This window comes from Exiguobacterium sp. s166, assembly GCF_018618855.1.
Lineage (GTDB): Bacteria > Bacillota > Bacilli > Exiguobacteriales > Exiguobacteriaceae > Exiguobacterium_A.
In genome coordinates, this window is sequence record NZ_JACSMU010000003.1 from 158,799 (window position 1) to 184,868 (window position 26,070).

The window sequence follows — 26,070 nt, forward strand, 5'->3', positions numbered from 1 at the left end:
GTCTGCTTAAAAACCCCATCTGCTTCTCCCGAAGGAAAAGCAGATGGGGTTACGTGTCTTTTGCAGTTAGACCGCTTGGCTTGATTTGACGTATGAAACAAGTGTTTCCGTGAATTTCTCGCGTTCGTCGAGGAACATCCCGTGTCCGCTCTCTTCAAAGACTTCGAGGCGTGAACCCGTGATGTTTTCATGCATGACTTCGGCAAATTCGAATGGACAGACTTTGTCTTGTTTACCGTGCATGATGAGTGTATCGACCGAAATCTTCGGCAGACCGTCGCGTAAATCTTCGTCACGTAAGGCAATCGCCGACTGGATCGTTCCGTGGGAAGATGCCGCGACACTCAAGTTATGGAACCATTGCTGGAGCGGTTCCGGATGCTCCTTCGCAAAAAAGATTTCCCCGAATCCTTTCAGCATCGATGGACGGTCCTGTTTCGTATCTTCAATCAAGGCATCGACTTCCTCTTTCGTCATGCCGTACGGATAACCATCGCGTTGCGTGAAGACCGGTGCGGCTGCTCCTGCTAAGATCAATTTCGAGACGTTGGATTCCCCGTGGTTTAAGAGGTATTTTAACGCGATTCCGCCGCCCATCGAGAAACCGAGCAACGTGACATTCGTTAATTCCAATTGCTGAATCACTTCGTTGATATCCGACGCCATCGTCGTATAGTCATACCCGGTAGCAGGCGCATCCGATTTCCCGTAGCCGCGGTAATCGACGCCGATATAGCGGTACCCTTCTTCGAGCAGGCGGTTTTTCTGATATTCAAACATGTTATTGTTGGCCGGCCATCCGTGTAACATAACGACCGGTTGTCCTGAACCGATATCTTCTACATAAATCTTTGTTCCATCGACTGCTTGAATAAATGTACCCATCTGTGAAAACCCCCGTTGTTTTTAGTTAGTCTAGCTTCCGTGCACAATTAAAAGATACCCGGTTGTAACAAAAAACTAACATCTTAATATTAAAAGGTTTTTAGTTTTGAATTTCATTGGAAGTAAAAGGGTATTATCATGGTAAAATATTGTTAAAAGAAGGAAGGGGTGATTACTATTAAAAAATCCGTACTCGCAATCAGTTTCACTGGCAGCCTGTTTCTGACAGGATGCGGGACAGAATCCTTATTACAGTTAGAACGTAATCCGAATTACTGGGAAGCAATCAATTTCTCGGATGATTTATTTGAACCGGTACCAAAACAACAGTCAGCCTACCTGTTACAAACATGCGAAAATACAAAAAAGACGGCTCCCCTGCCGAAGCAATACCGGACGCTTGGTGAATATGGACTTTACTTTAACTTACAACAAATCGGCACCTATACACCGCCGATTGAATTACAATACATCGCAACAGGAGATACGTATTACTTAACATGCCGTTCACCAAAAACATACCGGGTGACGGCACATCCGATTCAATTGAAAAACCACCCTTGGCTGAAACCAACTTCAGGCCAAGAACGTAAACCGATTACAGAACCGGCTTTAACCGTACGTACATATAACAAAGCAGCAAAACGGAAGGAAGAGGTTGTAGGAGTATCAAAAAACGTGCAACGTCTGTCCATCGAGTTTCCAGTGACAGGACAGATCGTGTTCTTGGAAAACGAAAAAGACGGGAAACAGAAACCCCTTTTTGGCTTACCGGCATCGTTTTCCTATCCGGAAATTGAGCTGTCATTTGAAAAGACGACGGATGGGCTGCCGTCTATGACCTATACACTGATGATCAAGTCAGACCAGTACTTTAATCAAGAAGACATCATCAACAGGATGGGCAAACAATCCATTGATTTGACCTATCACCCGCTTCCTGACGTCTTACCGGTGAACAAGACGATTCCGTACGTGACCTTCCAATCAAAAGACACGGAAAAGCCGCTGAATAAGACGATTTCTCTGCGTTATGAGACAACAGTCAAAGACATTCGTCCCCGCGGCTTTAACGGGATTGGGAATGATAACAAGGAAATCCACGGATTTCTGCATCCGAACGATGCTGCACTCAAAGACGGAAACTTCCGGCAATTATCTCTGTTACCGGACAAACTGGCGAAGCGGATCTCAAATGATTTAAAGGAAGTGTCGCTAGAAAAACTTCAAGGAAAGCGGGCAGATATCCGGTATATGACGTTGATTCAAAATGGAAAAAGCCAATCGTTTGAAGTCTACTTAAAAGCACGTGCCAACAAAACGGATATTTATGTCAAAGATGCAAAAACGAAAAAAACAGCGAAACTGTCCGGTGAAGTCGCAACTGATCTCCTGACAGAACTGGAGGACTAAAGATGCGGAAAATAGTGCTGTTAGGAATGACGACCATCCTATTGAGCGGATGCAGTCCGGATGTAAAACCGATCCAGTACACCTACTTACCGGAAGTGTACGATACGTTGAATCTGACAGACTTCAAGAAAGATGATCCGAAGTTGGGTGTTCTCATTAAACAGGTGTGCGCGACGAAACCGGTTGCTGCACCGAAAGAGTATGCGATCGGCAAACAATATTTCGTGAATCTCGTCAGCCAGTTTCCGGAATCGATGGGCGAGCAGGCCGTCTATCTGAAAACAAAACAGGATCGTTTTTTGTATTGCCATGATTATGTGTCAAAACCGGGTTATCACAAGTTGACACGAAAGCAGGACCGCTTTTCATCGGAACATCTCGTCATGCCTGAAAATCAGGTGGAGTTTCAGAAGTTATCTTCCAACTTTGAAGAGAGTGTCCGCATCTCCGGCAGATCCCTGATGAAATCTGCGCGACAGCTGACGGTCCCGACGACCGGCTATCTCGTCGTCCGGGCAACAAATGAACAAACGAAGCAGACGGTCGTCACGAACATCATGGAACTGACACCGTTTGTCGGACCCGTCCCGCTCGTCCTCGAATCAAATATTCAGATTCAAGAACCGTACGAAGTCCAGTTGAACCTGATGGGACAAGCACGATATCGTGCGCCCATTCATTCTTCGAAGGAGCGAAGTACGATTCAGTTCAAGGAGGCACCGCATGCAGACGGTACTTACGGTACGGTCACGGTCAAAGAAAAAACCGGAAAGACTACCCGCTACAAGCTGAGCGTCAAGCACGAAAAACAACTTCCGCCTAATCTTGACGTGCCGCCGGACGAACTGTACGATGCGGACTATTCTTTACCGCGCTTCGCCCTCTTTCATGACCGGTCGCTCGGAAAAATGAAATTTGTGAACGGCGATTTAGATATGGCGGAGCCGCTTTCACCCGATGCCTACATCGAGACGTCACTCGAAGAGTCAAAACAGTTGGTCCGGCTGATCGAGGACAGTGAAGAGGCGGAGCCAAAAGGACGATTGGCCGAGCGGCAGTATTTGACGTTACTGAATAAAGGGAAAGCGCAACAGTTCAAAATTTATCTCGACCGGCGAATCAAAAAAACCGATGTTTATCTCGAAGATGTCCACCGGAAGGTCGGTTTTAAGCTTTCCGCTGCCGGACGCGACGTGTTTCTTGATACGTATCACATCAAATGACTTAAAATACCAGATGTTCGACAGCGAAGATGACACAGCAAAACAAGATGAAGGCGATCCCTTCGTGTAACCACTCCTCGCGGGTCAACTGTTCCCGTAAAAAAGAGGAACAGGCAATCAGCAGTGCAAAAAAGTACAGGTAGACAAAACCGCCGGACAGGAAAAAACCGATGATGAAAATCATGCCGAACAAGACCGTTAAACCTGAAACGATGCCTTTCCGTGTCGTCATCTTCCGTCACCTCTCGAGATTCAGTTTTAATCCTTTTACCCGCTTTCCGGTTTATCCATTCCAGGCGAAAAAACCGTCTCTTCCCCACTCGCGGGAAAAGACGGTTTTGTTTAGGCATGCGTATGATCGGCGACGACGGCATATTCTGTCACGGCGTTTGACAGGACAAGCGGTTTGACTTCCGATGTCCCCTCGTCCCGTTTCTTATGGACGCCTTTATAGGCTTGGCTTTCCTGCCAGGCATGGAAATGCGTTTGTTTTTCCCACGTCGTCATGATCGTGACGATATCATGCTCGTCCTGACTGAGATCGACTAAGACCTGCATCCGGATAAATCCTTCCATCTGCTCGATGCCTTTAGTCGTTTGAAAACGTGCCGCGACTTGATCGGCTTTCCCGTTTTGCACACGTAATTGATTCATTACAATCCACATACTAAATCCCCCTCTTGTTGAACTATATTCAGTATACCGAACAACTAAATCTTCTTCCTACTGAGAGGTCTTCAATCGAGCGTATTCGACAAGCGGCGTAACTGTTCGTCGCCTTGCCGGTCGACCGCATGAATATCAAAAAAGAGCGAACGGGGAAAAGCTTTCGGTAAGGCCTGAATCGTATGGAAGCTATCCTTTTGTCCGACATCGAGCGTCCGTTTGATATCAGTTAGCGGTACGGTTCGCTCGTGTGTCCCGACGGACGTGACTTTATACGGATCAAACATTAACGTATCCAGTTTCTGCGACGGGTTTTCCCCGTATACGACCAGGAAACGATGTTGATCGACTTCCAGTAACCGTCCTTCGAACCAGTCGGATGACTGCGACGTTTGGCGGAGCAACTTCACGAGCTGATAGGACGCATCCGTTTGTTTCAGCAGGATCAGATACTGCCTCGTCGGTGTTTTGACGAATGCGACTAAATGCCGGTCGCCGAGCGGTTCAATCCAGTAGACCTGTTTCGTCGAAAATCGCACTTCCGGCTGCTGTTGACGGACGGTCTCGACAATCCGTTTCGGTGTCACATCTTGAGGAGCAGCCTCTTTCGTCTGGAAATAAAACAGACTCCCGCCGAGACCGAGCAGGAAAAATAACAATACGAACATCCGGTGTTTCATGACAGCGCCACATCACGAAGCGGATGACAGTCCGGCATGGATCGTTTCATGATGCTCGCCCCCCTTTCATTTTCCGATTGAAAAGCCGTCAAAATAACGACCGCCGCTTTCGGCAAGCCACTCTTCCAGCAAACCGATGACAGCTTGTTTTTCATCCGACCGGAAATAGGCTTCAAAGGCCTCGACCGGATGGATGGTCTCGAGACTGCGGATCAGCCACTTCCCCTGTCCTGTCCAGTGACCCGACGTCCGTAAGCGGAAATCCGTCGCCTGCTCGAGCAACCGGGCTGCGATTCCAAGTCCTTCCGACCGCTCCGTCACACCGATGAAATCGTCGAGCAAATCGGTCAGAAAGTAACGCGCACGGTCCGTTTCGACAGGCGACAGCACCGGTGGACCGGCGAGCAGCTCTGATTCCGCCTGTGCTTTCAAAGGTCTGAGCAGATCATGATTGAGCAGGACGAATCCTTCTGCGACCATCCGTTGCATCGACGGACGTCCGCGTTCCCGGTCCTGCCGGAAAAAATCCCGGATGGTCGTACTCGAATGAATAAATGCTTCGACCGGATATTCATCGAAGGTGAACGATTCCCGGTAAGAAGCCGGGACGGATTCCCGAAATATGATCAGATCGAGGTCAGATGTCGCGGTTGCCTGTCCCCGGACAAAACTTCCGGCAAGTAACGCAGCGTCACAATCCGGATAACGGCTCTCGACGATTAAACGGGCAGTTTGCTTGGCATACGTCAGCAAATCACTCATGTGTCTGGTTCTGTAACATCGTATTATCGGAAGCAAAAACAGCCAGTTCATCGCCCGGTACAGCGACGATTGAGACAAGACCTTTATCCGGTAATGTCATATCGACGGCCCAGGATTCGTAATAAGTATCCGATCCGTTGATGACCAGAGTTTTCCCCGAACTGAACGTAATGAACAGATGTGGAGCGGCTTTTCCGATCCGGACGGCAATGATTCGTTCTGTATGTAACGTCACGATCAGGTGAAGCATCTCTTCTTTCGGCATATGGCGGACGACCCAGTCCTTCGACGATTCGACATCCCCGTAATACAAACGGTCCGTCTCGATCCGGATTGTGATATCCGGAATCGTGGCGTCGTAGAGATTGATCAGTTCGATGCTGATGAAGCCTGTCAGGTGAATCGTCGAAATTTGAGTTCCGGTCAAATAAGTAGACACGAGCTTTCGGGCGATTTGATGATCTTCTTTATTCATAATTCCACCTCTTCACAAAATAGTTGACGATGATGTCAATCGTGTTGTCATTTTTCTTTCTTATAAATTTACCACATATTAGCAGAGGACGGGAGAACGAACAAAAAAACAGATGACCGTCCGGTGAACGTCATCTGTCTTAAAAGATCAATTCGCTTTTTTCAGGATGTTCAGCAACCATTTCTGCAAGTCTTTGCCGCCTTCATAAAACGAACAGTCGCGGAGTTCGATTGTGTGTCCGCCTGCTTGGATCAATTCGTTGAACGTGTTTCCGAGATCGCGGTTTTCCCACTGGCGTTCATCGTTTAAATACTTGAAACCGAAGTTGCATTCGACGTTAAAAATAATATGGAACGGTTCCTTGAACGATTGGACGGCGCGGATCATTTCAACTAAAATCATCCGTTTTGGTGTTGATTTTTTAAATGTATCGATGACCGTCGTCCGGCGTCCGTGGAATTCGACGACACGGATCGCACGTCCTTCATCGGCCTTGAAATCATAACTCGTCCGGATGGAGACGATGATTTCACGTTGATCAGCTTGTTGCATATTCTACCACTGCCTTTCTCTCGCTTGAGTATACATCACCCGCGCCATGTCTTGAAGGGTTATTTCACAATCCGCCCTGAGAACGATTGAAACCTCCCATTATTTGTCTTATAATGAAAAATATGCTGAAAGGAGCTTGATTGTGAAACCGTTATTTTCCATTATCTTAACTGTTTGCTTACTTTTTACAGGGTGTTACTGTACGCTCGACGAGCAGACGGACGGCCCCCACTTCAAGTCTCGTGCGCGGACGATTTCGAAGTATCACACGTTTGATATCGAATTTTCGAAAGGACTGCGTCCGGATCAAGTCTCGGACCGTACGGTTACGATCACGGACTCGACCGGCGAACGGATGCAGACGGAGCTTGAAGTCATTGACGGCAAGGAGCTCCGGATCAAGCCGCCCCGCTCGGGTTATCAAAAGGGACGCCGTTACATCATACATATCCGGGATTCGATTGATGCACGAAAACAAGTTAAAAGTAACACGATAAAAGAACGGACCTTCACTGTTGATCGTTAAACAGGAAGATCCGTTTTTTCGTTATGTGTTTCAAACACAGACGATCTCCGGCGCTCCGCCAAATGCAGGGAGACGGATCGCATCAGACCGAAACCGATGAACGCCAGCCACACGCCGTGGTTGCCGATCCAGTAGACCGACAGCAACAGCAGTGCAAAGACGAGAAAAGCCTGAATCATCGAGTTCCGGACCGGTTTTGCCTGAGCCAGACCGGAAAAAACGCCTTCATAGAGCATCGCAAAGCCACCGGTTAACGGAAAGATGAGAATCCAGCCATAATACAGACGGGCGAAATCAAGCAGGTCCGGATCCGTGGAGAATGACCGCAATAACGGGTACTGAAAAATAACTAGCAGAATCATCATCAAAAGAATGGAAGCGAGACCAAACTTTCGGGTTAACCGGACACTTTGACGGTAACCGGCTTCATCGTGGCGTCCGCGCGACCGTCCGACGAGAATCGTCGAAGCACTGCCGAGTCCCCCGAACCAATAGGCAATCAAATACTGGATTTGCAACAAAATGGCGTTGGCTGCGAGAACATCAGGTCCAAAACTTGCTCCTGTCCGGGTAAACCAGCCGGTCACGATCAAAAGAAAGATCGTCCGGACGAACAGATCGGCGTTGACCGTAAAAAATTGCCGGTACGCCTGGACATGGAACAAAAGGCCGCGGTAGTCCGGTTTCCAGGCTAACTGCCGGAACATAAACAGGAATCCGAAAGCGACGATACTGATTTCAGAGACAAGCGTCGCGATCGCGACGCCGGCGACGCCGTATCCCAGTCCGAGGACGAAGACGATATCCAGCACGATATTGATGACGTTACTGAATACTTGAATCAACAAGGCGCGTTTCACCTGCCCCTGGCCGATCAGCCAGCCGAGGACGGCGTATCCAATCAGAACGAACGGTGCTCCGTACATCCGGTAATGGATGTATGTCGTGACATCCGGCAACAAGGTTCTGGGTGCTGCCAGTAAGTAAAGACCACCTTCCGTCAACGGAACACGAAATAGCATCAGTGCGAGACCAATCAGCAAACCGAGCAACACAGGACGGTATAAAGCGAAATGCAAAGCCGTTTCGTCATGATGGACACTGGCTTGCGCACTGAAACCGGTCGTGCTGACTTTTAGAAATCCAAACAGCCAGTAAATCGTATTAAAGAACACAGCAGCAATCGCAATCGCCCCGATGGCGACTGCATCGCCGGTTTGTCCGATGACGATTGTATCGGTGACACCGAGTAACGGCGTCAATATACTCGACAAGATCAACGGATAGGCAAGCAGTCCATACTGGCGCGCTGTAACAGGCGGCGTCACCATGTCTGCGCCTCGATCAGATGCCTCCGATGGAACGGATTCATTGAGATAAATCGATTTCGAATCGTTTGTAAGCACGCTATCGCTTTAGGCGAGAACGGATTCTTTCTGAAGAGATGATTGGTTGTCAGTACCGGCATCATCAATCCTCCTTTTCTGAGTAGACGATGTTACTTCGTGCTTCGCGATATAAAGCATTGGCTTATTATAAGGTATTTTTGACTATTTGACTCAAAAAGACCTCCTTTCATATGATTCTTGTCAGAGTCATACAAAAGAAGATCTGTTCATTTGCAGGATTAAAATATGAGTTTATGGGTCATTTCATAAGACACGGACAAATTCTTTAGCCTGTTGTTCCAACTGTTTGGCGGAATCCGCCAAGAGATCAAATTCACGGACGGTCTGTTCGAGCTGTCCACTGCTCGTTTTGACTTTCGAAGAAATCTGCTCGATGCTGGTTGAGACCGTTTCGATCCGCTGGACGATCCCTTCGATGTTATCTTTGATTTCACCGATCGATAAGGAGACTTTATTGGACAGATTGCGGACTTCTGTTGCAACGACGTTAAACCCGCGACCGTGTTCTCCGGCACGTGCCGCTTCGATCGCTGCGTTCAGGGCCAGCAGATTCGTTTGGGCGGCGATGTCACGGATCGTCTTGATGATAGTCGTGATTGAATCAGTCTGCGCCTGGAGTTGAACGAGATTGGCCAGATTGGCTGTCGATTCAGCTTCGACTTGTTGTACGGTCGCGAGCACGTTCAATCCGTCTTGGCGTCCGCTTTCTGACTTAACCGTTAAAAAGGCCGAGGTTTCGTTTAATGCCTTTGCCATACGGAGGACATCCTGCTGCCGAACTGTGATGTCGGTTGCGATTTTCGACACGCCGACGACACGGCGTCCATCTTCCGAAAAAATCGGCATATAGGTCGCTTCGAGCCATTTCTGTTGCCCGTCAGCCGCCCGCCGCTCGATTTTGTCCTGATAGGTGATGCCTTGCATCAGCTTACGCCAAAACAGTTCATAAGCCGGACTGTCCGCGTACCCCGAAAAACAAAGATCCCGGTGATACTTCCCGATCAGCTCGTCGACCTCATATCCCATCGTCCGGGCAAATAACTCGTTGACGTAAGCCACCTTACGTCGGTCATCAAATCGAATAATCGCCAGGTTTTGCTCAATCGCACGGATCACCTGTGTATCCGTTACGCGTGTCCTCTGTTCCTGCATCGATCGATCCACTCCTCTCTCAATCCCCACTCGATGATCATTAAAATGGTTATCTTGTATTATTATCCCTTGTACCAACTAATCCCTTCCAGATGGGTCTGTAATTCAGTAAATAATTCATGCGTATGTATCATTCAGCTAAAAAGAGGCTCCCTGAAGAAAGGGAACCTCAGAAAATATCTTTAATAGGCACTCCATCCGCCATCCGCTACTACGATCGCCCCGTTGACGAAACTGCTGTCTTCCGATACGAGGAACAGGGCCAGATTTGCAATTTCTTCCGGTTTTGCCGTCCGGGGATTCAATCCCATCCCGAGCATCGTCCGGCCCATCCCGAATTCATTGATGTTCGTCATCGACTGTCCGATGTTCGTCTCGACTGCACCCGGGGCAATCCCGTTACAGCGGATTCCTTCCTTGGCGTACAGATAGGCGGTATTTTTGGTCAAGCCGACGACGGCATGTTTCGACGCCGTATAAGCAGCCCCGGCTCGGGCACCGTTCAAACCGCCAATGGAAATGTTGTTGAGAATAACACCATGACCTTGTTTCTGAAATAACGGAACGACAAGCCGCATCGCGCACATAACGGCTGTCGTGTTAATGGAGAAAACGCGTTCCCAGCGTTCATCCGAAATGTCTCCGACCCCTTCCATCCCGTCCATGATGCCGGCATTGTTGACCAGCACATCGAGTTTACCGTATGCCGTAATGGTTTGATCAATCAGTTGCTGAACGGCTGTTTCCTCTGTCACATTCGTTTTCACTGCGAGTGCGGTTCCACCGTTTTCAGTGATTGTCTGCACGACTTGTCTCGCTGCGTCCCCGTGAATGTCCGAAATGACGACATGTGCCCCTTCTGCCGCAAACAACTCGGCCATCGCTTTCCCCATGCCGGAAGCCGCTCCGGTGACAATGATGACTTTTCCGTCTAAACGCATAATTTCTCATCCTTTCTGATTGGATTGAAGTCTTCCTTTGTCTTTTCCCGTTTTCCATCCGGACAGTCACTTGGCTTGATGGCAATTCGGTAAACGTTTTTTTGAAAAACACAAAAAAACCGGGAACCCTCATCAGAGGGTTCCCGGACGTTTCGATTATTTTAATTCGCGGCTTGTTTTTTCTTCCGCCTGTTCGTTTTTACTTTTCGCATCGAACTCGGCGCGTGTCATCACGTCTTCGACATGCATGTTGACTTCGACGACTTCGAGCCCTGTCATATCACCGATCGCTTTTTTGATTTTCGCGACCGTTTCCTGGAAGATTGACGGGATGTTTTTGCCATACTCGACGATAACGCGCAGATCGAGCGCCACCTGGCGTTCACCGACTTCAGCGCCGACTCCTTTTGTGATGTCTTCCGTGCTGCGAAGTCGATCCGTCAAACCGCTCATGAATCCACCACTCATTGATAAAATGCCTTGGACTTCGTTTGACGCAATCCCGGCGATTTTTTTAATGACCTGATCTTCGAACGTTAATTTATTCGAGCGTACCTCTTGAGTTTGTCCAGTTGTGTTTAATGATTCGTTTGCCATTTGAAACCTCTCCTTTTAAATGTAGTATGAAATGATTTATATATGAATCAATCCCGGTTAAAGAACTGAATCCATCCTTCAATATCAAGTGCTCCGTCCCGCCACTTCCCGATCAGGAAGCCGATTGCGGTAAAGACGAGTAATAACAGCGTAGGTCCGAAACCGATCGTCAGGAACAGAACCGCGATCACGAGTCCAACGAGACCGCCGACTAACCGGAACCGGTACGGATACAATTGTTCTTTAGTACTCATGTTCAATTCCTCCCTTTAGACGACACGTTCCGACGTTTTGGTTTTTGTATCACTGATTTTGACTTTCGTACTCGTCACCGGCAACTCAAGCAAGGATTCGACGGCGTGTTTCGCACGCTCTTGAATATCTTTACCGATTGTCGGTAGCCCATCTTGACCAAAGACCGAGCAGTCGACAGTTAAGGCGACCGTTTCTTTTTTCGAATGGATATCTGCATGGACGCTTGGCGTCCGGACTCCACTGATACCACGAATCGACTCAAGCGCCGTCCGTTCGATGGTTTCTTTCGAAATCGTGATGTTGCCGTCTCCTGTCCGGATCAACAACCGTTGACCTTTCGAGCGGCTGAGTAATCCGGTGAATAAGAGAATAACGAATACGAAAGCTAAAAACCCACCAATTGAGAGTACTGTGTAGCTGTACCATTGTTGATCCTGCCATTGTTCAAGTAACGGGCTGAGTCGTGGAACATCGTAGACGCCGAGAACCAGTAAGCCGACGCTCACTAACCCGAGCAGACCGATGAGAACGAGTAAGAAACGATTGAACCCATTCATCTTCATCTCTCCTTTAGATAACATTATAAGAATCTTTCACATAAGACTTTCGCTAGCTGAAATATTATGTGTATGGTGTGTTTATTCCCGTTCACTAGACCTTAAAACATTTAAACACACTTTAAATTAAAGTTATATTATTCTGATAATTTAACCTTGTGTCACTAGGAAATCAGTGTTTTATCTACTATATTTAATAAAAAAGTCCCTTTCATCCAAAAAAGATGAAGGAAATTTCGTTTTTAAATGAAATTTTAGTATTTATCATATGGTTTAAACAATGTCAATATTATTTTACTTGAACGGAAAATGCGACATTTCCATCCCCTTGCTTCCACCACCCATAAACATGATAGATATAAAGACCTTTCTTGTTCGGTACGGTTAACTGTTCGTTCTTCAGTTGAACAGTTTTGTTTGTTGCGTCCTTCAACCATTGTTCCGTCTGGATCCGTTCCGGCGCGGGACCGTCGTTAAAGGCGACTTCAATCTTCTCACCGGGTTTGACGACTGCCGGTGTCTGGTCGGCTGTCATGTCGAGCGGGGTCGAATATGTACTATCTGCACATTGATCAATCAATAGGCCATTCCAACAATAAGATCCGCTTGTCACACCGATGTCTGTTCCGTTGACGGAAACATCCGGTTCCGGCGGTGACCCGCGAAACGGTTCGACGTATAAAACCAATCCGACTGCTACTATAAGAACGAGCCAAGAACGAGCCAAAATCCTTTTCGCATCGTATTCATCCTTTCGGTCTTCGAACTGTCCGTACGAGGTTTGCTGATGTTTAAAAGAGGTTAATACTTCTAAGTTGAGTTAAAAAATATGCAGGAGGTTTTCTAAATGATCGAAAACAAAGTCGTCATCATTACAGGAGCATCAAGTGGCATCGGGGAAGCTACTGCTAAGTTACTCGCTAAACAAGGTGCGCAACTGGTCCTCGCAGCGCGCCGGGAAGATCGTTTGAAAACTTTGCAACAGGAAATCGAACAACTCGGCGGTAAAGCCGTCTATCAGGTGACGGACGTCACGGACGCGTCGCAAGTCGATGCACTCGCGAAACTTGCACAAGATACGTTCGGTTCGGTCGACGTACTCGTCAACAATGCGGGCTTGATGCCGCTTTCGAAACTGAACAAAAACAAACAGGATGAGTGGAACACGATGGTTGATGTCAACATCAAAGGTGTCCTCTACGGCATCGGTGCGGTTCTGCCTTATATGCGCGAGCAGAAACGAGGACATATCATCAACATCTCGTCTGTCGCAGGACACGACGTCATGCCGTCGAGTGCCGTTTACAGCGGGACGAAATTTGCCGTCCGTGCGATTACGGAAGGTTTGCGAAAAGAAGAGTCGGTCGAAAACAATATCCGCGCGACGATCATTTCACCGGGAGCAGTTGATACCGAGCTGAAAGATCACATCACGGACGAAGAAATCAAACAAGGCATCGGCGACTTAAAAGCGATGGACGCTGACGCCATTGCCCGTGCGATTGCTTACGCCGTCAATGAACCGGACGATGTGGCGGTCAATGAAATCCTGATCCGTCCAACTGCCCAACAATAAGTCAAAACGAACACCGCCTGTACGCAGGCGGTGTTTTTTAATGGAGCAATCGTTCGGCAATCAACTGATAGGACCGGAGCCGCTTGTCCTGATCAAACGCATTATTGATCAATAGAAACTGATCGGTCTGGTAACGGTCGGACAACGCCTGCAGTGCCTCGGCGACTTCGTCTGGTGTCCCGACAATTGTCCGCCGGCGGTCGTGCTGGATTCGTTGTTGTTGCTCGGCATTCCACGACTTATTTTCTGTGGTCGCAAACGACGGCACGATCGAATGGCCAAGCCGGATCCCTTGAATCCAGGCGTCTTGCGTCCGTGCCAAGGCTTCTGCTTCTTCCATCGTTTCGGCACAGATGACGAAAATACAGACGATGACGTTCGGTGTTCGTCCGTCGACCGGAACGAATGCGTCGCGGTACGTCTGCAGCGTTTCTTGCCACTTGTCGGGATTGATGAAATGACCAAACACGAGTCCGTGTCCCCGCTCGGCAGCGAGTATCGCACTGCGCGGCGACAGTCCGAGCACGGATAACGGGATCCGTTCCTCGACACGCGGTGTCGTCTTGACGATCCGATACGGATGACGCGACGACAAGGAATCTGTCAAAAAACCTTCAACCTCGTCGAGTATCCGCGGAAATTCAGCAGCGGCATTCTCGGCGCCGTCTGTCAACGCACGCCGGGTCCGTTCACTGCCGCCCGGCGAATTGCCGATTCCGAGTTCAATCCGGTTCGGATAAAACGCAGCCAGTGTCGAAAACGTCTCGGCTACTTGAAGCGGATGATACTGCGGCAGTAAGATCCCGCCGGAACCGAGCTTAATTTTCGAGGTCGCGTCCCCCATCCGGGCAATGAACAATTCTGGCGCCGCACTGAGCAACCCGTTCGTGTTGTGATGTTCAGCAAACCAGTACCGGTCATACCCAAGGCGTTCCGCCTCGACGACCAGTCGTTTTGTCGCCTCCATCGTCTGTTCGATCGTATCCCCCTCGTGACGCGGGACCTGATCCAAGATTCCTAAGCGCATACGCTCGCCTCCTCTACACATTCAGTGTACGCGGTCGCTGCGGTGAATTCAAAAAGAAGGGATCAGGCGCGGACGAGCCGGCGGTCTTCGATGATCAGACCGTCCCGCATTTCGATTTTGCGGTCGGCCCGTTCGGCGAGAGCCGGATCGTGGGTGACGAACAGGACGCCGCAACCCTTCTCTTCATTCAAAGTGCGCAACAGGCTAAAAATGATTTCACCGGTTTCGGTATCGAGATTGCCGGTCGGTTCGTCCGCCAGCAACCATTTCGGTTCGTGGACGAGGGCCCGGGCGACGGCGACCCGCTGTTGCTGACCGCCGGATAACTGCGACGGGAGTGAACCGGCTTTATCCGCCAGTCCGACTTTCTCGAGCAGCGACAAGGCCCGCTCTTTTTTATCGTACGTCACTTTCCGCCCGAATAACGGCGCCATGACGTTTTCGAGCGCGGTCAGTGTCGGAATCAGATGGAACTGTTGAAAGATGAAGCCGACGTTCTCAAACCGGAAATCGGACAGTTCTTTGCTCTTGAGCTGATGAATCGCTTGATCGCCGTATGACAGCGTGCCGCTCGTCGGACGGTCAAGTGTCCCGATCAAGCTGAGCAATGTCGATTTTCCGGAGCCGGACGGACCGATGATCGAAATGAAGTCCCCGCCATCAAGCGTCAGATTAATATCCGACAAGGCATGGGTCTCGATGCCGTCACCGGTAAAGGATTTTCCGAGTTGCCGGCAAATGAATGTATCTTGCATGCGTGTTCTCTCTCTTTAAATATAGCTGTCTACCTGTTTATCCTTTTTATTGGGAATTCCTGCAAAAAAGACCTTCTTTTCAGAAGGTCAGCGTCAAGAAGACATCGAAGGGTGATTCGTCGACGATTTTTTTAAGTACATCCATTCATACGGGACGATATAAAACAGACAGGCCAGTGTCGCGAAGCGGACGATTCCGCTTAAGTTTTGCCGGGACTCGACAAAAGTCTCCTGACCGAAATAATCATAAAATCCGACGAACAATAAAATCGTAAAGACACCGGCCGTCAAATAGATCAAACAGCGTAAGGAGAACGGATACTGCCTTGTAATGAAGAGCATCGGCAAACCGACGGCAAATGTAAACAAGGTCGTCGCGAACGTACCGAACTGATATAAAAACTCATTTTCGACATTCGTTAAAAAGGCATACGCAGTGAACAATAAAAAGGATCCGATTGCACTGACGGCTGAATAACTGATCAGTCGCATCTTGACATTTCTCCTTTCAAAAGTGAAGGCGTTTTCATGAAAAGACAGACCAGCATCATCTTGCCTGGACAAGACGATGGAGGATATCGGATAAGGTTTCGTTCCCGAGTTCGGCTTCAAGCGCCTGTTGGGCACGTGTGAAGGACTGGTTGAGGGCCGATTGGATGTCGCGGCCGACCGGACAGGCAGGATTCGGCTGATCATGGATTGAGAATAACGTCTCTTTCGGTTCGACTGCCCGGTAAATCATCAATAATGTGATGTCATGCGGATCTTTCTTCAACGTCGCCCCGGTCTTTCCGGCGACCGTCGAAAGCAATCCGGCTTGGCGTAACGATCCGATCAAGCGACGGATGACGACCGGATTGGTATTGACACTTCCGGCGATATAGTCAGAAGACAAGGCTTGGTCCGGATGTGTCGCGATCAAGGCCAGGATATGAACAGAAACCGCAAGTCGGCTATTAATCATTTGTTTCACCACCAATGCATTTATTTTAATGAGCATCCCCTTTAATGTCAATTGCCTTGACAATAATAGATTCTGTAACTAAAATAATTACATGTACAGCTACATACAAATAAAGGAGGCGTTTTTGGTGAAGGTTGCCATCATTGGAGCGAGTGGAAAAGCAGGACGGGTTATCTTAGAGGAGTTGGCAGAACGGGGTCACGCCTTGACGGCCATCGTCCGTGATGCGACACGGACGAAACATGATACGGTGCTGGAACGCAATGCGTTTGAGCTGACGACGGAGGAATTGGCGGATTTTGATGTCGTCATCAATGCCTTTGGAGCGTCACCCGGAAATGAGCACCAGCATGTTGATTTAGGACGGCATTTGATTGATCAATTACGCGGCAATTCGACCCGTCTGATTGTGGTCGGAGGAGCCGGCAGTCTGTACGTCGATCAAGAAAAAATGGCCCGTCTGGCAGATACGCCGGACTTTCCGTCCGCTTACCTGCCGACAGCGAAAAATCAGGCGAAAAATCTGGAAGATTTGCAACAGACTGTCGATCTACACTGGACGTTCATCAGCCCGGCCGCCTTCTTTGATCCGGAAGGGCCACGGACCGGTAAGTATCAATTGGCGCAGGATGTCTTGACGCTGAATGCTGCGGGTGACAGTTACATCAGTTATGCCGATTATGCCGTTGCTTTAGCGGATGAAGTCGAGCATCATCGCCATGATAAGGAACGGATTTCTGTTGTATCCGCTTAATGGATTGCCGACGTTCTCGTCTGACGAGGACGTTTTTATTGTATTAAAAATCAGGTCATGCAGAAAGTGTTCTTGTCGTTTATTTCTCCACCGCTTCCTGTATAATACCCCACCTTTCTTCTCGTCCAGGTTTCCCTTATACTAGGAAGTGACAGATAAACACCGGCTGGATGAATCTTGAATACGAGTTTCATCTAGAACAGATCCGCGTATTCTTTTCATCGCAGCAGGTATTTTGATTCGAGCGAGGAGAACATTATGATTGTTGGTTACATGCGCCCCTATTTTGAAGATCCAACGTGTGAGAAGCAAGCCGAGGCACTTAAGACCTATGAAACCGATCAAGTAAGGATCGAGGAGCACAGTTCCTCGAAACGACGTTACGTGCTTGATCAATTGTTAGAAGATATCAGACCGGGTGACATCATCCTTGTCTCTCATTTGTATGTGTTGGCGGATTCGACGCGTCACCTGATCGAAGTGTTGAACGCTTTGGATACGAAGCAAGCCTACCTCTTGTCAATCCGGGAAGACATTGACACCCGGCAGGCCCTGAACCAGTCGTTCCGTGACATCGTCCAGCATCTCGTGGCCCTCCAAAGTGACGTCGTCAGCATGGCGACCCGCGAAGGACTGTCGAAAGCAAAAGAGCTCGGCAAACAGACGGGACGCCCGCGAAAGCCGGATGAAAACGTCAAACGAGCAATCGACATGTATCAAAGTAAACAGTACAGTTTGTCCGAAATCCGGGAGCAAACGGGCATCAGCAAAAGTACCCTCTACCGTTATTTGGAAAAATGATGTACATTTAATACATCTTCTAGAGAAAATAAACTAGCTATCGAAAGGCGGAAAGAACATGGATCAAGCGACGTTGATTGACATCCTCCATCACCGGTTCACGGATCATCCTGACCGGCATCCCGCTGTGAAGTGGGATGATATCGTGTCCCGGTTATCCCCGGAAATGCTCCGTTCCCTTGACTGGATGGAACAGACCGGCGGTGAACCGGATATCGTAACAGTGCCAAATGGCCAATGGGTTTTCGTTGATTGTGCAGCGGAAAGTCCATCGGGTCGCCGCAGCTTATGTTATGACGAGGCTGCACTGGAAAAGCGGAAGAAAAATAAGCCTGTCGGCAATGCCGTCGCGGAAGCCACTGCACACGGTGTCGCCTTGTTGACAGAAGTCCTCTATCGTCACCTGCAAACGATTCAACCGTTCGATGTAAAGACGTCGAGCTGGATTGAGACACCGGAGTCCATCCGGGCGCAAGGCGGCGCGTTATACTGCGACCGGCGGTATGATCATGTTTTCGTGTACCACAATGGAGCCGACTCGTATTATGCCAACCGCGGTTTTCGGACGTACTTCACGCTTTGAACGGTAAAAAGCAGTACTCACTTATGATAGTGAGTACTGCTTTTGTTTACGGGATGATAACTAGCGAGACAGTTCTTTTATTTTCATTGTCTTCTTTTTCCATTGATAATGCATAGTATTTTTCTAATAATGTAGCAAGTTCTGACTGGAATGAATGAAACGTTTCATCTGGTAAATTTAACTTAACCAATGAAAATGTTGCTTTATCCGCTGAATCGGTTGTAATTAGCTTCTCATGATAATTTTTATAGTTTTGTAAAATGTACATAAAATAAAACGAGACAAAATTAACCTTCTCCTCATATGTCGCTGAAGCCCAGTCCTCATCTTTAATTTTGTATCCGGATGTATTCAATGCATAAATTTTTTCTTCGACTTTTCCGACACGTTGAAGCCTAACCACTTTCAATAAAGAATCTTGAAGCATCGCGTTCACATGGCGATATAGCGTAGCTTGTGGAACATCTGAGAGTAACTTATTCAGTTGCATAATGGATAATCCATTATCACGGTCAATTAATTCCAAGGCAATTTTGAACCTGATTTGATTTTTAAATAAATCTAAATTCATTTTATCTATCCTTTCGTTAAACAGTATATTTGTTACGTCACCTGGTCCTGATAGTCTCTTTTGTAAAATATCATCTTGTGCCAACTGTTTTTGGCTATCCCTGCTACATGAACATACCATATGTCTACATGATGTTTAAAATTTCATTGAGTCCATAAAAAGTAAAAAACTAGTTGACTTATTAATTATCATTATTGATAATGATAATAGAAAGAGGTGATTAAATGAACACAAGTATCACACCTTTATTAGAAATCGATTGGCTTCAACTACTTCCTCTGATTCTCCCCATTCTTTTCCTAAATGTATTGTTGATTGGAATCACCCTCTTCGATTGGTATAAAAGAAAAAATCAAATTGTTCTGCCTTACTTGTGGCTATGGATCATTGTCAGTATGCAAATGGTTGGTCCAATTCTCTACTTGATGATAGGAAGGAGAAACGTCCGTCATGATTACGATTCATAATCTGCATAAAACGATTGATAAACAAAAGATTCTCGATGGGATCAATCTTTCGATTGAGGATAACGAATGTATCGGATTGCTTGGCCCAAATGGCGCAGGCAAAACAACGCTGATCAAATGTCTGATGGGAATCCTTTCGTATGAATCAGGCGATATTACATTTCATTCTCAGCCAATTGAAGTTTATAAAAAACAGATCGGTTACTTATCTCAATACACAGATTTCAAACCGTGGATGACTTGCCAAGAGTCACTGTTCTTTTTTGGAAAATTGTCCGGCATAAAAAAAGATATCTTGAAGAATCGTATTTCAGAAACCTTAAAGGAAGTTGGTCTTCAGGACAAACAAGACGTTCAGGTGGAACAATTATCGGGAGGGATGAAACAACGTCTCGGAATTGCGCAAGCCATCTTGCATGAGCCCCGGTTTTTAATTTTAGACGAACCTGTCGCCTCCCTAGATCCAATCGGCCGAAATGAAATTCGAAAGTTAATCGGTCGTTTGAAGCAACGGATGACGATTTTGTTATCGACGCATATACTGCATGATACCCAAGATATTTGTGACCGTTATGTCATCATGAAAAACGGTCGTATCATCAAACACCTATTCCAAAAGGATCAAACAATTAATCCTAAACAGTTACGCATCAAGTTCAGGGATGCTGTACATGTAGATCAAATACGGGAATTTTTCCCATCCGTCATTGTGGAAAAGTTATCAGCCGCCACATTCCTCATCACAGGAACACAAGCGTTTGACCTAAAGAAAGTCTTAACCGTCTGTTCTCTAAAACACATTGACCTGATATCAATTGGTTTCCATGAAATAGGACTGGAAGATGCGTTTCTCGAACTGGCGGCGGATTTATGAACCATTTAGCGACGCTTGTGCGGGTAGAATTAACGGAGGCTGCAAAGGAATATAAATACGTTTGGTTAACGGTTTTTTTTGTTCTACTTGGTTTAACCCAACCTTTGATTAATCTGTATATGGACATCATTTTGCAACAGTTAGGCGGTTCGATTGGAGTCATCCTGGATCCGAACAAGCTAGATCCCACTCCGAGTGAAATTTTTTTATCAACGATCTCTGGTCAATTTGATCAAATCGGTCTGATCATCCTGCTGATCAGCTTCATGGGACTGATTGCAACGGACCGTCAAAACGGGATGCAGGATTTTATTCTGACACGCCCGGTATCCATACATTGTTATGTATATGCCAAACTGATCGCCCATTGGTTCATCAGTATGTTCAGTATCGGATTTGGAATCCTGACATCCTATATCTGCACGGTATACTTATTCGGTTCGTTCTCGATTACAAAACTGATTTTATTTTCTGTTCTATACAGCATATGGATTCTTTACCTGACCAGTCTTGTCATTGTGATTAGCGTCTATGTAAAGCATCAGGTTTTGATTGCTGTTTCAGCCATCGGAATCAGCTTTTTCCTCCTGCTCATCAAGAACGTTGATCTTGCGTTTTCCGATTTGTTACCCTCGTCCATCTTAAACGTGGCGGAACATCAACTAGTGGCAACATACGATGTTTCCTATTTAAGTATCGTCTCTTGTTTGGTATTGATTTTTTGCAACTTACTATGGGCTAGCAAAAAGCTGAAAAATTGACTGTCTTCCTATCTGTCGTCTCAAAGTTACGAAAATACGGTACCCGCTTTGGCAGGTGCCGTATTTGATATTTTTAGGACTTCCAGAAATTAAAATGGGATTTTTTTGTATATTTAAATTCGGTTGTTTACTATACTTTAATGTATCTCATTTTACAGATCATTCCATTGTTGAATCAAAAGAATACATACATAAGGCATAGGTAAATTTGATTTGAAGAAATCCGGCTGAATCGAGACGCTGGAATCGATTCGGACAAAAGATGGCGCCCTTTTTTGCGACCGGCGGTATCAGCACGTTTTTGTCTATCACAATGGAGCGGACTCCTATTATGCCAATCGGGGGTTTCGGACGTATCTAGTGCTTTAAGTCTTAAGAAATGGGTTAGAGCAGATGGATTTTATAGCCCTATTCTAATTGTTAAAAGACACAAACTTGGAGACCAATTCATCAAAAGGCGAAAGGAGCATTGTTCATTTGCACCCTTCCTATCAAAATCTGCTTTCCTACGTAAGTGAGATTAAGCATCTAAATCATAGCAGTGCTGCAGCGGTAGTTATCATGCAGAATGATCAAATCATTTTAGAACATTATGAAGGAGTTCACGGTAACGAAAATTCGAATTTGATTGGTATAGATTCCATGTTCAATATTGCTTCCGCTCGTAAAAGTTATTTAGCGTTAGCAATTGGTTATGCGTTGTATGAAAAAAAAATTCACAGTCTTGATGATTGTGTCTCGAAATACTTGAAAAACTACGATCAACAGATTTTTCAAGGAATGACCATTCGGCATCTGGTCACCCACTCACATGGTTTAGATGAACGAGATGACGGATCGATTTACAGGGAGTTCGCTGCAGGTGAAAGTTGGGCCTACCGTGGAATCAATATCCGGATTATCACGGAACTGTTTAAGTATCTATATGGCTATGATTTCACTCAATTATTGAAGGAGCGCGTCTTCACTCCATTAGGATTTAAATCTACCGAATGGTCAACAGAGGAGTCGGAAGCTTTGGTCAAAGTCATCGATGACCCTGAGCAGAAGGCAACGTTCCAGTTGTACCCGTATGATGACGGAATGGGTTCAAATCTGCACACGACTGCAAAAGAATTTGCGTTATGGGGAAATCTTCATTTAAATATGGGACGTCATGACGGAATTCAAGTTGTTCCGGAAGAAGTCATTCGAATCTGTACATCCATTCAAAGTCTTCAGTACGATGATGGACGACTTCCTGCCAATGGATTGTTTTGGTACGTGCAAGACGAAGCAAAGGAAAGAAGTGAGATCGGAGAACGTGTTCCAAAGGGTTCTTATCAAATTCTTGGAAACACTGGTCCACTCTTACTCGTAGTACCCGAAAGTCAGCTTGTTGTCGTGAGGATGTATAATAAACGGTATAACTATGGCGGTAAGAACTATCTCCACTATCTTCGTGAGTTTAGTAACAGAGCCTCGGACGCGTTTGCGATTCCGACATGTTCAAAAATGCATCGACTATGAACTCAAAAAGGCCAGCCAAACACGAACTGTTTTGCTGACCTTTTTGCCGTGGAATGAGAAAATCTTTTATCTTTCCAGAAAGCGTCACCTTGCTGATCAATATACTCCTATCGCTCAGTATAATATCAAGAAAGTAAATATGTGAATTGTCATTTTTTGTATGTATTATTCAAGGCATTTGCTATAATTTAGTGTGTTCTATTAGCATCTCATCTACATTATCACGCATACATACGTTTTGATACGAGCTGAAGCATTAAAAATAAGGCAGGTGAAGCTTTTGTTGTGGTTTGGAATGACAATTGGGATTGGATTGACCCTCCTATGTTGTTGGATATTCAAAAAGATGCGTCCGCTGTCTCTACCTTCGACGATTGCCGCATTCGGGAACCATTCCAAAGACATCATGTATATCTTTGAAGTCAGACCGGTCTATCGCTTTCGTTATATCAGTCCTTCTCTCGATGAACATATCGGTGTTGGAACGGTTGAAGCGAGTTATGCCGACCCGTCCGATTGTTTCGACCGGATTCATCCGGATGATCTCGAGATTTTAATGTCGAAAATCTCGGGTAACTGCAACTACGATGAACCGTTCCTGCAACGCTGGCGGACGAATGACGGTACATATATTTGGTTTGAAGAATATACGACTCCGATTTATGAGAACGGCGAAATCGTTGCCGTTCAAGGTGTGATCCGGAACATGAATGCAGCGAAGGCCAAACAGCAGGAACTCGAGCAACTGTGTCAACGTGATACGTTGACCGGTCTCTACAATCGCCATGCATTCGACTGCTTGATCGAAGAGATGATATCCTCTGAGGCCATTCCGCTGGGTGTCCTCACGCTGGATCTGAACGATCTAAAACGGGTCAATGACCGGTTTGGTCATATCGCAGGTGATGCGTTGCTCCAACAGACGGCCCTTTGCTTAAGCCGTTTCAGCCAAGAAGCGTTCCGTCTCGGGGGAGATGAATTCGTCATCGTCTGCCAGGGGTACACGGAACAGCAGTGTCGCCATTTACTGGAACAATTACGGAGCGAGTTCCTCAAACATGACCTGTCGATTGCCGTTGGGTTTGCGTATGATGAAGCAACAACCGATGTAGTAACCGTGTTTCAAAAAGCGGATCAAGCGATGTACAGTGAGAAGCAGCGGACTAAATCACTGGTTGGACTGAACTAAGATGCTCCGTTTCATTGCAACACGTCCTTTACTGGAGTTTGGTCGAGCTGTCGGATTGCCGCGATGACAAGTTCCGGTCGGTCGAGGTGAACGGCATGGCCTGCTCCTTCAGCAAACCGAATCGTTGCCGTTTTTGTCAGGTTCGCCTGTCGTAATATGAGTTGATGCCACGTCTCTTCCAGCTGACGCACTTCCGTTTCCGGTAATCCGTCCTGCAGTCCTTCGGCAATGGCTTGCTTCTGGTCCCGTCCGATGACAATCAGCGGCAAGTCGGTAAACGTGTTTCTTTTTATCCGTTGTGCATCCATTTTCCAGTGTGTGACTTCGGTCGCCATCATCGCATACAGTGCCGGTTCGGTTTGGAAGTCAAGCAATGCCGACTGAATCGTCTTCGGTAATCGATGTTGCGCCGGTGTCAGTACCGGTTGAACCAAACGACGCAACTGATCGTTCGTTTGTGTCGCATAATACCGGCATTGTTTGATCCAAGTGGCATCGGATGACAGGGTGTCAAGCTCCGGTGTATCAAGAGTATCCAGTTCGTGTAAGTCAACCGACGTCGAATCGACCAAAAGCAACCCTTTTAATTGATCGGGATGACGGATCGCAAACTCTTGCGCAATCAGTCCCCCGTAGGAATGGCCGACCAGGAGAATCGGTTCGTCTACGTTGCAATGGGTCAATAGTGTCTTTAGTTGTTGAACAGCGTGACTGGTCCGGTGAACCCCGTCCCCTTCCCGCCATGAATGCCGGTGGAAGCTGAGCACCCGGTTGGTTGTTTGAAGTGTTTGGACAATCTCATACCATTCATGATAGGAACAGCCCATTCCGGTCAAAATCACGATGGGTGTTCCGGCTGTTTGTGTATCCAGATACTGTACTGGGTTAAATAAAGATGTTTTTGTTTGCATGTGATTCTCCTTGTGCAATCAGTTTAACGAAATAGACGAATATAGATATTAATGTTCTGTACAGATGTAAGATATTCTGTTCGATTATTGTAATTGATATTAAATTAATATTACGGTAATTGAAATATATAGAATGAATAGGAGTTGCTATTTCATGACCCTCTCCGCTGTTTTATTTGATCTCGACGAGACGTTACTTGATCGTACGACTTCTTTGCAGCTCTTTTTGAAATCTCAACATGCTCGTCTGATTGCGCCCGTTTCAACTTGTCCACTTGACGCTTATCAAACCCTCTTTCTGACCTTTGATCAAAACGGTCTCGTCTGGAAGGATGTCGTTTATCAAAAACTAATCACCCACTTTCAGTTTGAAGGTGTCACTGCTACTGAGTTGTTACAAGATTATCTCTCGTCGTTTGCCTCAAGCAGTGTCTTGTTTCCTCAAACGCTCGACCTTTTGCAACGTCTATCACAAACATATCGCCTTGGGCTCATAACGAACGGTCGGAGTGACTTGCAACGATCGGTCATCGCCCACCATCAATTGCAGACATTTTTTGATCCGATCCTGATTTCAGAAGAAGTTGGTCTTGCGAAACCCGATCCCGCTTTGTTCCTCCGTCCCGTACAAGACTGGGGAGTCATACCGGAACAGGTCCTGTTTATCGGGGATCATCCACTGCATGATATCAAAGGAGCAGAAGCAGTTGGCATGACGGCGGTATTAAAAAGTAATCAACCGGTCGTCAATAGTCCGTCCTCCTACACTGTGAACGATTGGTCGGAACTCGAACCCATTCTTATACAGCTTAACTCAGAAAGAAGGTCACGCTTATGACAACTGCCTATCAGATCCGCCCGTACCAAGATCAGGACTTCCCCGCCATTCAGCGCTTAAATGCTGCGGAAGGCTGGAACCAGCTCGTCCGTCTCCATGAACGGACCCAACTCGCTTGGCAACACTCAAACGCTGCGCTTGTCGTCGAACATGCGGGGGAGGTCATCGGTTATGTCCGCGGAATGACAGACACTCAGGTCACGTTGTACATCTGTGAATTACTGATTGAGGCCGATTTCCGTGGCCAAGGTCTTGCTCAACAGCTGTTCGCTCGTCTTCATGACTGGTATCCGACGACCCGGATTGAGGTCCTGGCGTCAAGCAGCTCGGAAAGTTTTTACCGCGGTCAGGCGTTCCGCCCGTTTTACGGCTTTCGGAAGTCCTTTGAGTAATTGGT

At 47.0% G+C, this 26,070-nt stretch carries 33 protein-coding genes and 1 pseudogene; 14 read left to right on the forward strand and 20 right to left on the reverse strand.

Annotated elements, in window-relative coordinates:
- Positions 1 to 66 precede the first annotated feature (66 nt).
- Positions 67 to 885 (reverse strand): alpha/beta fold hydrolase, encoded by an 819-nt coding sequence (locus KNP93_RS08575; RefSeq protein WP_131503747.1) that lies wholly within the window; start codon positions 883 to 885, stop codon positions 67 to 69.
- A 168-nt stretch (positions 886 to 1,053) separates the two neighbouring features.
- Here KNP93_RS08575 and KNP93_RS08580 point away from each other — a divergent pair, with 168 nt between their 5' ends.
- Together KNP93_RS08580 and KNP93_RS08585 are read left to right on the forward strand one after the other, a co-directional pair.
- On the forward strand, positions 1,054 to 2,298 hold the full coding sequence (locus KNP93_RS08580; RefSeq protein WP_371819894.1) for a hypothetical protein: 1,245 nt from the start codon (positions 1,054 to 1,056) through the stop codon (positions 2,296 to 2,298).
- A gap of 2 nt (positions 2,299 to 2,300) precedes the next feature.
- Positions 2,301 to 3,521, forward strand: coding sequence for a hypothetical protein (locus KNP93_RS08585; protein WP_131972645.1), 1,221 nt, complete (start codon positions 2,301 to 2,303; stop codon positions 3,519 to 3,521).
- Position 3,522: 1 nt separating this feature from the next.
- Here the strand turns inward: KNP93_RS08585 and KNP93_RS08590 are convergent, their stop codons facing one another.
- The 6 genes from KNP93_RS08590 to KNP93_RS08615 form a co-directional block, all read right to left on the reverse strand.
- Positions 3,523 to 3,753, reverse strand: a complete 231-nt coding sequence (locus KNP93_RS08590) for a hypothetical protein (protein ID WP_214854529.1) — start codon at positions 3,751 to 3,753, stop codon at positions 3,523 to 3,525.
- Positions 3,754 to 3,863: 110 nt separating this feature from the next.
- Positions 3,864 to 4,187: an antibiotic biosynthesis monooxygenase gene (locus KNP93_RS08595; RefSeq protein WP_131503750.1), complete on the reverse strand. Its 324-nt coding sequence runs from the start codon at positions 4,185 to 4,187 to the stop codon at positions 3,864 to 3,866.
- Positions 4,188 to 4,258: 71 nt separating this feature from the next.
- Positions 4,259 to 4,867, reverse strand: a complete 609-nt coding sequence (locus KNP93_RS08600; protein ID WP_131503751.1) for a hypothetical protein — start codon at positions 4,865 to 4,867, stop codon at positions 4,259 to 4,261.
- A gap of 66 nt (positions 4,868 to 4,933) precedes the next feature.
- On the reverse strand, positions 4,934 to 5,629 hold the full coding sequence (locus KNP93_RS08605) for a nucleotidyltransferase domain-containing protein (protein ID WP_214854531.1): 696 nt from the start codon (positions 5,627 to 5,629) through the stop codon (positions 4,934 to 4,936).
- Complete coding sequence (locus KNP93_RS08610) at positions 5,622 to 6,104, reverse strand: hypothetical protein (RefSeq protein ID WP_214854533.1); 483 nt, start codon at positions 6,102 to 6,104, stop codon at positions 5,622 to 5,624. Before KNP93_RS08610 ends, KNP93_RS08605 begins: the two co-directional genes overlap by 8 nt.
- A 147-nt stretch (positions 6,105 to 6,251) precedes the next feature.
- The gene (locus tag KNP93_RS08615) at positions 6,252 to 6,656 is read right to left on the reverse strand and encodes a hypothetical protein (protein WP_214854534.1); all 405 of its coding nucleotides are present in this window, start codon (positions 6,654 to 6,656) and stop codon (positions 6,252 to 6,254) included.
- A 142-nt stretch (positions 6,657 to 6,798) separates the two neighbouring features.
- Between KNP93_RS08615 and KNP93_RS08620 the strand changes: the two genes are divergently transcribed.
- Positions 6,799 to 7,182, forward strand: coding sequence for a hypothetical protein (locus tag KNP93_RS08620; protein ID WP_131503755.1), 384 nt, complete (start codon positions 6,799 to 6,801; stop codon positions 7,180 to 7,182).
- Here KNP93_RS08620 and KNP93_RS08625 read toward each other — a convergent pair.
- From KNP93_RS08625 to KNP93_RS08655, 7 genes are all read right to left on the reverse strand, one after another.
- Positions 7,179 to 8,588 (reverse strand): MATE family efflux transporter, encoded by a 1,410-nt coding sequence (locus KNP93_RS08625; protein ID WP_214854536.1) that lies wholly within the window; start codon positions 8,586 to 8,588, stop codon positions 7,179 to 7,181. The genes KNP93_RS08620 and KNP93_RS08625 overlap by 4 nt on opposite strands.
- A 246-nt stretch (positions 8,589 to 8,834) precedes the next feature.
- Entirely contained in the window at positions 8,835 to 9,743 is a 909-nt protein-coding gene (locus KNP93_RS08630) for a methyl-accepting chemotaxis protein (RefSeq protein WP_214854538.1), read from the reverse strand.
- Between the two features lie 182 nt (positions 9,744 to 9,925).
- Positions 9,926 to 10,684, reverse strand: a complete 759-nt coding sequence (locus tag KNP93_RS08635) for an SDR family oxidoreductase (protein WP_214854540.1) — start codon at positions 10,682 to 10,684, stop codon at positions 9,926 to 9,928.
- Between the two features lie 156 nt (positions 10,685 to 10,840).
- A complete protein-coding gene (locus KNP93_RS08640; protein WP_131972650.1) occupies positions 10,841 to 11,281 on the reverse strand; it encodes an Asp23/Gls24 family envelope stress response protein in 441 nt (146 codons plus the stop codon).
- A gap of 47 nt (positions 11,282 to 11,328) precedes the next feature.
- The gene (locus tag KNP93_RS08645) at positions 11,329 to 11,535 is read right to left on the reverse strand and encodes a DUF2273 domain-containing protein (RefSeq protein ID WP_131503758.1); all 207 of its coding nucleotides are present in this window, start codon (positions 11,533 to 11,535) and stop codon (positions 11,329 to 11,331) included.
- A 15-nt stretch (positions 11,536 to 11,550) separates the two neighbouring features.
- Positions 11,551 to 12,093: an alkaline shock response membrane anchor protein AmaP gene (gene amaP, locus KNP93_RS08650; RefSeq protein ID WP_214854546.1), complete on the reverse strand. Its 543-nt coding sequence runs from the start codon at positions 12,091 to 12,093 to the stop codon at positions 11,551 to 11,553.
- 289 nt (positions 12,094 to 12,382) lie between these two features.
- Positions 12,383 to 12,820 (reverse strand): hypothetical protein, encoded by a 438-nt coding sequence (locus KNP93_RS08655; RefSeq protein WP_251138732.1) that lies wholly within the window; start codon positions 12,818 to 12,820, stop codon positions 12,383 to 12,385.
- 120 nt (positions 12,821 to 12,940) lie between these two features.
- Here KNP93_RS08655 and KNP93_RS08660 point away from each other — a divergent pair, with 120 nt between their 5' ends.
- Positions 12,941 to 13,669, forward strand: coding sequence for an SDR family oxidoreductase (locus KNP93_RS08660; protein WP_131972653.1), 729 nt, complete (start codon positions 12,941 to 12,943; stop codon positions 13,667 to 13,669).
- Positions 13,670 to 13,706: 37 nt separating this feature from the next.
- Here the strand turns inward: KNP93_RS08660 and KNP93_RS08665 are convergent, their stop codons facing one another.
- The 4 genes from KNP93_RS08665 to KNP93_RS08680 form a co-directional block, all read right to left on the reverse strand.
- Positions 13,707 to 14,696: an LLM class flavin-dependent oxidoreductase gene (locus KNP93_RS08665; RefSeq protein ID WP_214854548.1), complete on the reverse strand. Its 990-nt coding sequence runs from the start codon at positions 14,694 to 14,696 to the stop codon at positions 13,707 to 13,709.
- A 62-nt stretch (positions 14,697 to 14,758) separates the two neighbouring features.
- Positions 14,759 to 15,451, reverse strand: coding sequence for an ABC transporter ATP-binding protein (locus KNP93_RS08670; protein WP_214854550.1), 693 nt, complete (start codon positions 15,449 to 15,451; stop codon positions 14,759 to 14,761).
- A gap of 93 nt (positions 15,452 to 15,544) precedes the next feature.
- A complete protein-coding gene (locus tag KNP93_RS08675) occupies positions 15,545 to 15,943 on the reverse strand; it encodes a hypothetical protein (protein WP_131972656.1) in 399 nt (132 codons plus the stop codon).
- Between the two features lie 55 nt (positions 15,944 to 15,998).
- The gene (locus KNP93_RS08680) at positions 15,999 to 16,415 is read right to left on the reverse strand and encodes an Rrf2 family transcriptional regulator (protein WP_131972657.1); all 417 of its coding nucleotides are present in this window, start codon (positions 16,413 to 16,415) and stop codon (positions 15,999 to 16,001) included.
- A 127-nt stretch (positions 16,416 to 16,542) separates the two neighbouring features.
- Here KNP93_RS08680 and KNP93_RS08685 point away from each other — a divergent pair, with 127 nt between their 5' ends.
- The 3 genes from KNP93_RS08685 (at position 16,543) to KNP93_RS08695 (ending at position 18,553) form a co-directional block, all read left to right on the forward strand.
- Entirely contained in the window at positions 16,543 to 17,169 is a 627-nt protein-coding gene (locus KNP93_RS08685) for an NAD(P)-dependent oxidoreductase (RefSeq protein ID WP_214854553.1), read from the forward strand.
- A 258-nt stretch (positions 17,170 to 17,427) separates the two neighbouring features.
- Complete coding sequence (locus KNP93_RS08690; RefSeq protein WP_131972659.1) at positions 17,428 to 17,970, forward strand: recombinase family protein; 543 nt, start codon at positions 17,428 to 17,430, stop codon at positions 17,968 to 17,970.
- Between the two features lie 58 nt (positions 17,971 to 18,028).
- Positions 18,029 to 18,553 carry a DUF4256 domain-containing protein gene (locus KNP93_RS08695; RefSeq protein WP_214854555.1) on the forward strand — a complete coding sequence of 175 codons (525 nt, stop codon included), beginning with the start codon at positions 18,029 to 18,031 and terminating at the stop codon, positions 18,551 to 18,553.
- Positions 18,554 to 18,599: 46 nt separating this feature from the next.
- On the opposite strand, the gene KNP93_RS08700 is transcribed toward KNP93_RS08695, so the two are convergent.
- Entirely contained in the window at positions 18,600 to 19,208 is a 609-nt protein-coding gene (locus KNP93_RS08700; RefSeq protein ID WP_251138733.1) for a helix-turn-helix domain-containing protein, read from the reverse strand.
- A gap of 366 nt (positions 19,209 to 19,574) precedes the next feature.
- On the opposite strand from KNP93_RS08700, the gene KNP93_RS08710 reads away from it, so the two are divergent.
- From KNP93_RS08710 to KNP93_RS08730, 5 genes and pseudogenes are all read left to right on the forward strand, one after another.
- The gene (locus KNP93_RS08710) at positions 19,575 to 20,465 is read left to right on the forward strand and encodes an ABC transporter ATP-binding protein (protein ID WP_214854557.1); all 891 of its coding nucleotides are present in this window, start codon (positions 19,575 to 19,577) and stop codon (positions 20,463 to 20,465) included.
- Positions 20,462 to 21,226 (forward strand): ABC transporter permease, encoded by a 765-nt coding sequence (locus tag KNP93_RS08715; RefSeq protein WP_131972663.1) that lies wholly within the window; start codon positions 20,462 to 20,464, stop codon positions 21,224 to 21,226. The genes KNP93_RS08710 and KNP93_RS08715 overlap by 4 nt, the downstream gene beginning before the upstream one ends.
- A 198-nt stretch (positions 21,227 to 21,424) precedes the next feature.
- Positions 21,425 to 21,595: pseudogene (locus KNP93_RS08720) on the forward strand (DUF4256 domain-containing protein); the annotation flags it as partial.
- 108 nt (positions 21,596 to 21,703) lie between these two features.
- Positions 21,704 to 22,735 (forward strand): serine hydrolase domain-containing protein, encoded by a 1,032-nt coding sequence (locus tag KNP93_RS08725; RefSeq protein ID WP_214854559.1) that lies wholly within the window; start codon positions 21,704 to 21,706, stop codon positions 22,733 to 22,735.
- A 346-nt stretch (positions 22,736 to 23,081) separates the two neighbouring features.
- Positions 23,082 to 23,924 carry a sensor domain-containing diguanylate cyclase gene (locus KNP93_RS08730; RefSeq protein WP_214854561.1) on the forward strand — a complete coding sequence of 281 codons (843 nt, stop codon included), beginning with the start codon at positions 23,082 to 23,084 and terminating at the stop codon, positions 23,922 to 23,924.
- Positions 23,925 to 23,935: 11 nt separating this feature from the next.
- On the opposite strand, the gene KNP93_RS08735 is transcribed toward KNP93_RS08730, so the two are convergent.
- A complete protein-coding gene (locus KNP93_RS08735) occupies positions 23,936 to 24,835 on the reverse strand; it encodes an alpha/beta fold hydrolase (RefSeq protein WP_214854563.1) in 900 nt (299 codons plus the stop codon).
- A gap of 154 nt (positions 24,836 to 24,989) precedes the next feature.
- On the opposite strand from KNP93_RS08735, the gene KNP93_RS08740 reads away from it, so the two are divergent.
- Both KNP93_RS08740 and KNP93_RS08745 read left to right on the forward strand, forming a co-directional pair.
- Positions 24,990 to 25,673 (forward strand): HAD family hydrolase, encoded by a 684-nt coding sequence (locus KNP93_RS08740; RefSeq protein WP_214854566.1) that lies wholly within the window; start codon positions 24,990 to 24,992, stop codon positions 25,671 to 25,673.
- The gene (locus tag KNP93_RS08745) at positions 25,670 to 26,065 is read left to right on the forward strand and encodes a GNAT family N-acetyltransferase (protein ID WP_026828305.1); all 396 of its coding nucleotides are present in this window, start codon (positions 25,670 to 25,672) and stop codon (positions 26,063 to 26,065) included. Before KNP93_RS08740 ends, KNP93_RS08745 begins: the two co-directional genes overlap by 4 nt.
- Positions 26,066 to 26,070 lie beyond the last annotated feature (5 nt).

Bases quoted from the DNA above. Each gene is read 5' to 3' on its own strand.
- KNP93_RS08575 (WP_131503747.1), bottom strand. From the start codon at position 885: ATGGGTACATTTATTCAAGCAGTCGATGGAACAAAGATTTATGTAGAA.
- KNP93_RS08585 (WP_131972645.1), top strand. From the start codon at position 2,301: ATGCGGAAAATAGTGCTGTTAGGAATGACGACCATCCTATTGAGCGGA.
- KNP93_RS08590 (WP_214854529.1), bottom strand. From the start codon at position 3,753: ATGACGACACGGAAAGGCATCGTTTCAGGTTTAACGGTCTTGTTCGGC.
- KNP93_RS08595 (WP_131503750.1), bottom strand. From the start codon at position 4,187: ATGTGGATTGTAATGAATCAATTACGTGTGCAAAACGGGAAAGCCGAT.
- KNP93_RS08600 (WP_131503751.1), bottom strand. From the start codon at position 4,867: ATGAAACACCGGATGTTCGTATTGTTATTTTTCCTGCTCGGTCTCGGC.
- KNP93_RS08605 (WP_214854531.1), bottom strand. From the start codon at position 5,629: ATGAGTGATTTGCTGACGTATGCCAAGCAAACTGCCCGTTTAATCGTC.
- KNP93_RS08610 (WP_214854533.1), bottom strand. From the start codon at position 6,104: ATGAATAAAGAAGATCATCAAATCGCCCGAAAGCTCGTGTCTACTTAT.
- KNP93_RS08615 (WP_214854534.1), bottom strand. From the start codon at position 6,656: ATGCAACAAGCTGATCAACGTGAAATCATCGTCTCCATCCGGACGAGT.
- KNP93_RS08630 (WP_214854538.1), bottom strand. From the start codon at position 9,743: ATGCAGGAACAGAGGACACGCGTAACGGATACACAGGTGATCCGTGCG.
- KNP93_RS08635 (WP_214854540.1), bottom strand. From the start codon at position 10,684: ATGCGTTTAGACGGAAAAGTCATCATTGTCACCGGAGCGGCTTCCGGC.
- KNP93_RS08640 (WP_131972650.1), bottom strand. From the start codon at position 11,281: ATGGCAAACGAATCATTAAACACAACTGGACAAACTCAAGAGGTACGC.
- KNP93_RS08645 (WP_131503758.1), bottom strand. From the start codon at position 11,535: ATGAGTACTAAAGAACAATTGTATCCGTACCGGTTCCGGTTAGTCGGC.
- amaP (WP_214854546.1), bottom strand. From the start codon at position 12,093: ATGAATGGGTTCAATCGTTTCTTACTCGTTCTCATCGGTCTGCTCGGG.
- KNP93_RS08660 (WP_131972653.1), top strand. From the start codon at position 12,941: ATGATCGAAAACAAAGTCGTCATCATTACAGGAGCATCAAGTGGCATC.
- KNP93_RS08665 (WP_214854548.1), bottom strand. From the start codon at position 14,696: ATGCGCTTAGGAATCTTGGATCAGGTCCCGCGTCACGAGGGGGATACG.
- KNP93_RS08670 (WP_214854550.1), bottom strand. From the start codon at position 15,451: ATGCAAGATACATTCATTTGCCGGCAACTCGGAAAATCCTTTACCGGT.
- KNP93_RS08675 (WP_131972656.1), bottom strand. From the start codon at position 15,943: ATGCGACTGATCAGTTATTCAGCCGTCAGTGCAATCGGATCCTTTTTA.
- KNP93_RS08680 (WP_131972657.1), bottom strand. From the start codon at position 16,415: ATGATTAATAGCCGACTTGCGGTTTCTGTTCATATCCTGGCCTTGATC.
- KNP93_RS08690 (WP_131972659.1), top strand. From the start codon at position 17,428: ATGATTGTTGGTTACATGCGCCCCTATTTTGAAGATCCAACGTGTGAG.
- KNP93_RS08695 (WP_214854555.1), top strand. From the start codon at position 18,029: ATGGATCAAGCGACGTTGATTGACATCCTCCATCACCGGTTCACGGAT.
- KNP93_RS08710 (WP_214854557.1), top strand. From the start codon at position 19,575: ATGATTACGATTCATAATCTGCATAAAACGATTGATAAACAAAAGATT.
- KNP93_RS08715 (WP_131972663.1), top strand. From the start codon at position 20,462: ATGAACCATTTAGCGACGCTTGTGCGGGTAGAATTAACGGAGGCTGCA.
- KNP93_RS08730 (WP_214854561.1), top strand. From the start codon at position 23,082: ATGCGTCCGCTGTCTCTACCTTCGACGATTGCCGCATTCGGGAACCAT.
- KNP93_RS08735 (WP_214854563.1), bottom strand. From the start codon at position 24,835: ATGCAAACAAAAACATCTTTATTTAACCCAGTACAGTATCTGGATACA.
- KNP93_RS08740 (WP_214854566.1), top strand. From the start codon at position 24,990: ATGACCCTCTCCGCTGTTTTATTTGATCTCGACGAGACGTTACTTGAT.
- KNP93_RS08745 (WP_026828305.1), top strand. From the start codon at position 25,670: ATGACAACTGCCTATCAGATCCGCCCGTACCAAGATCAGGACTTCCCC.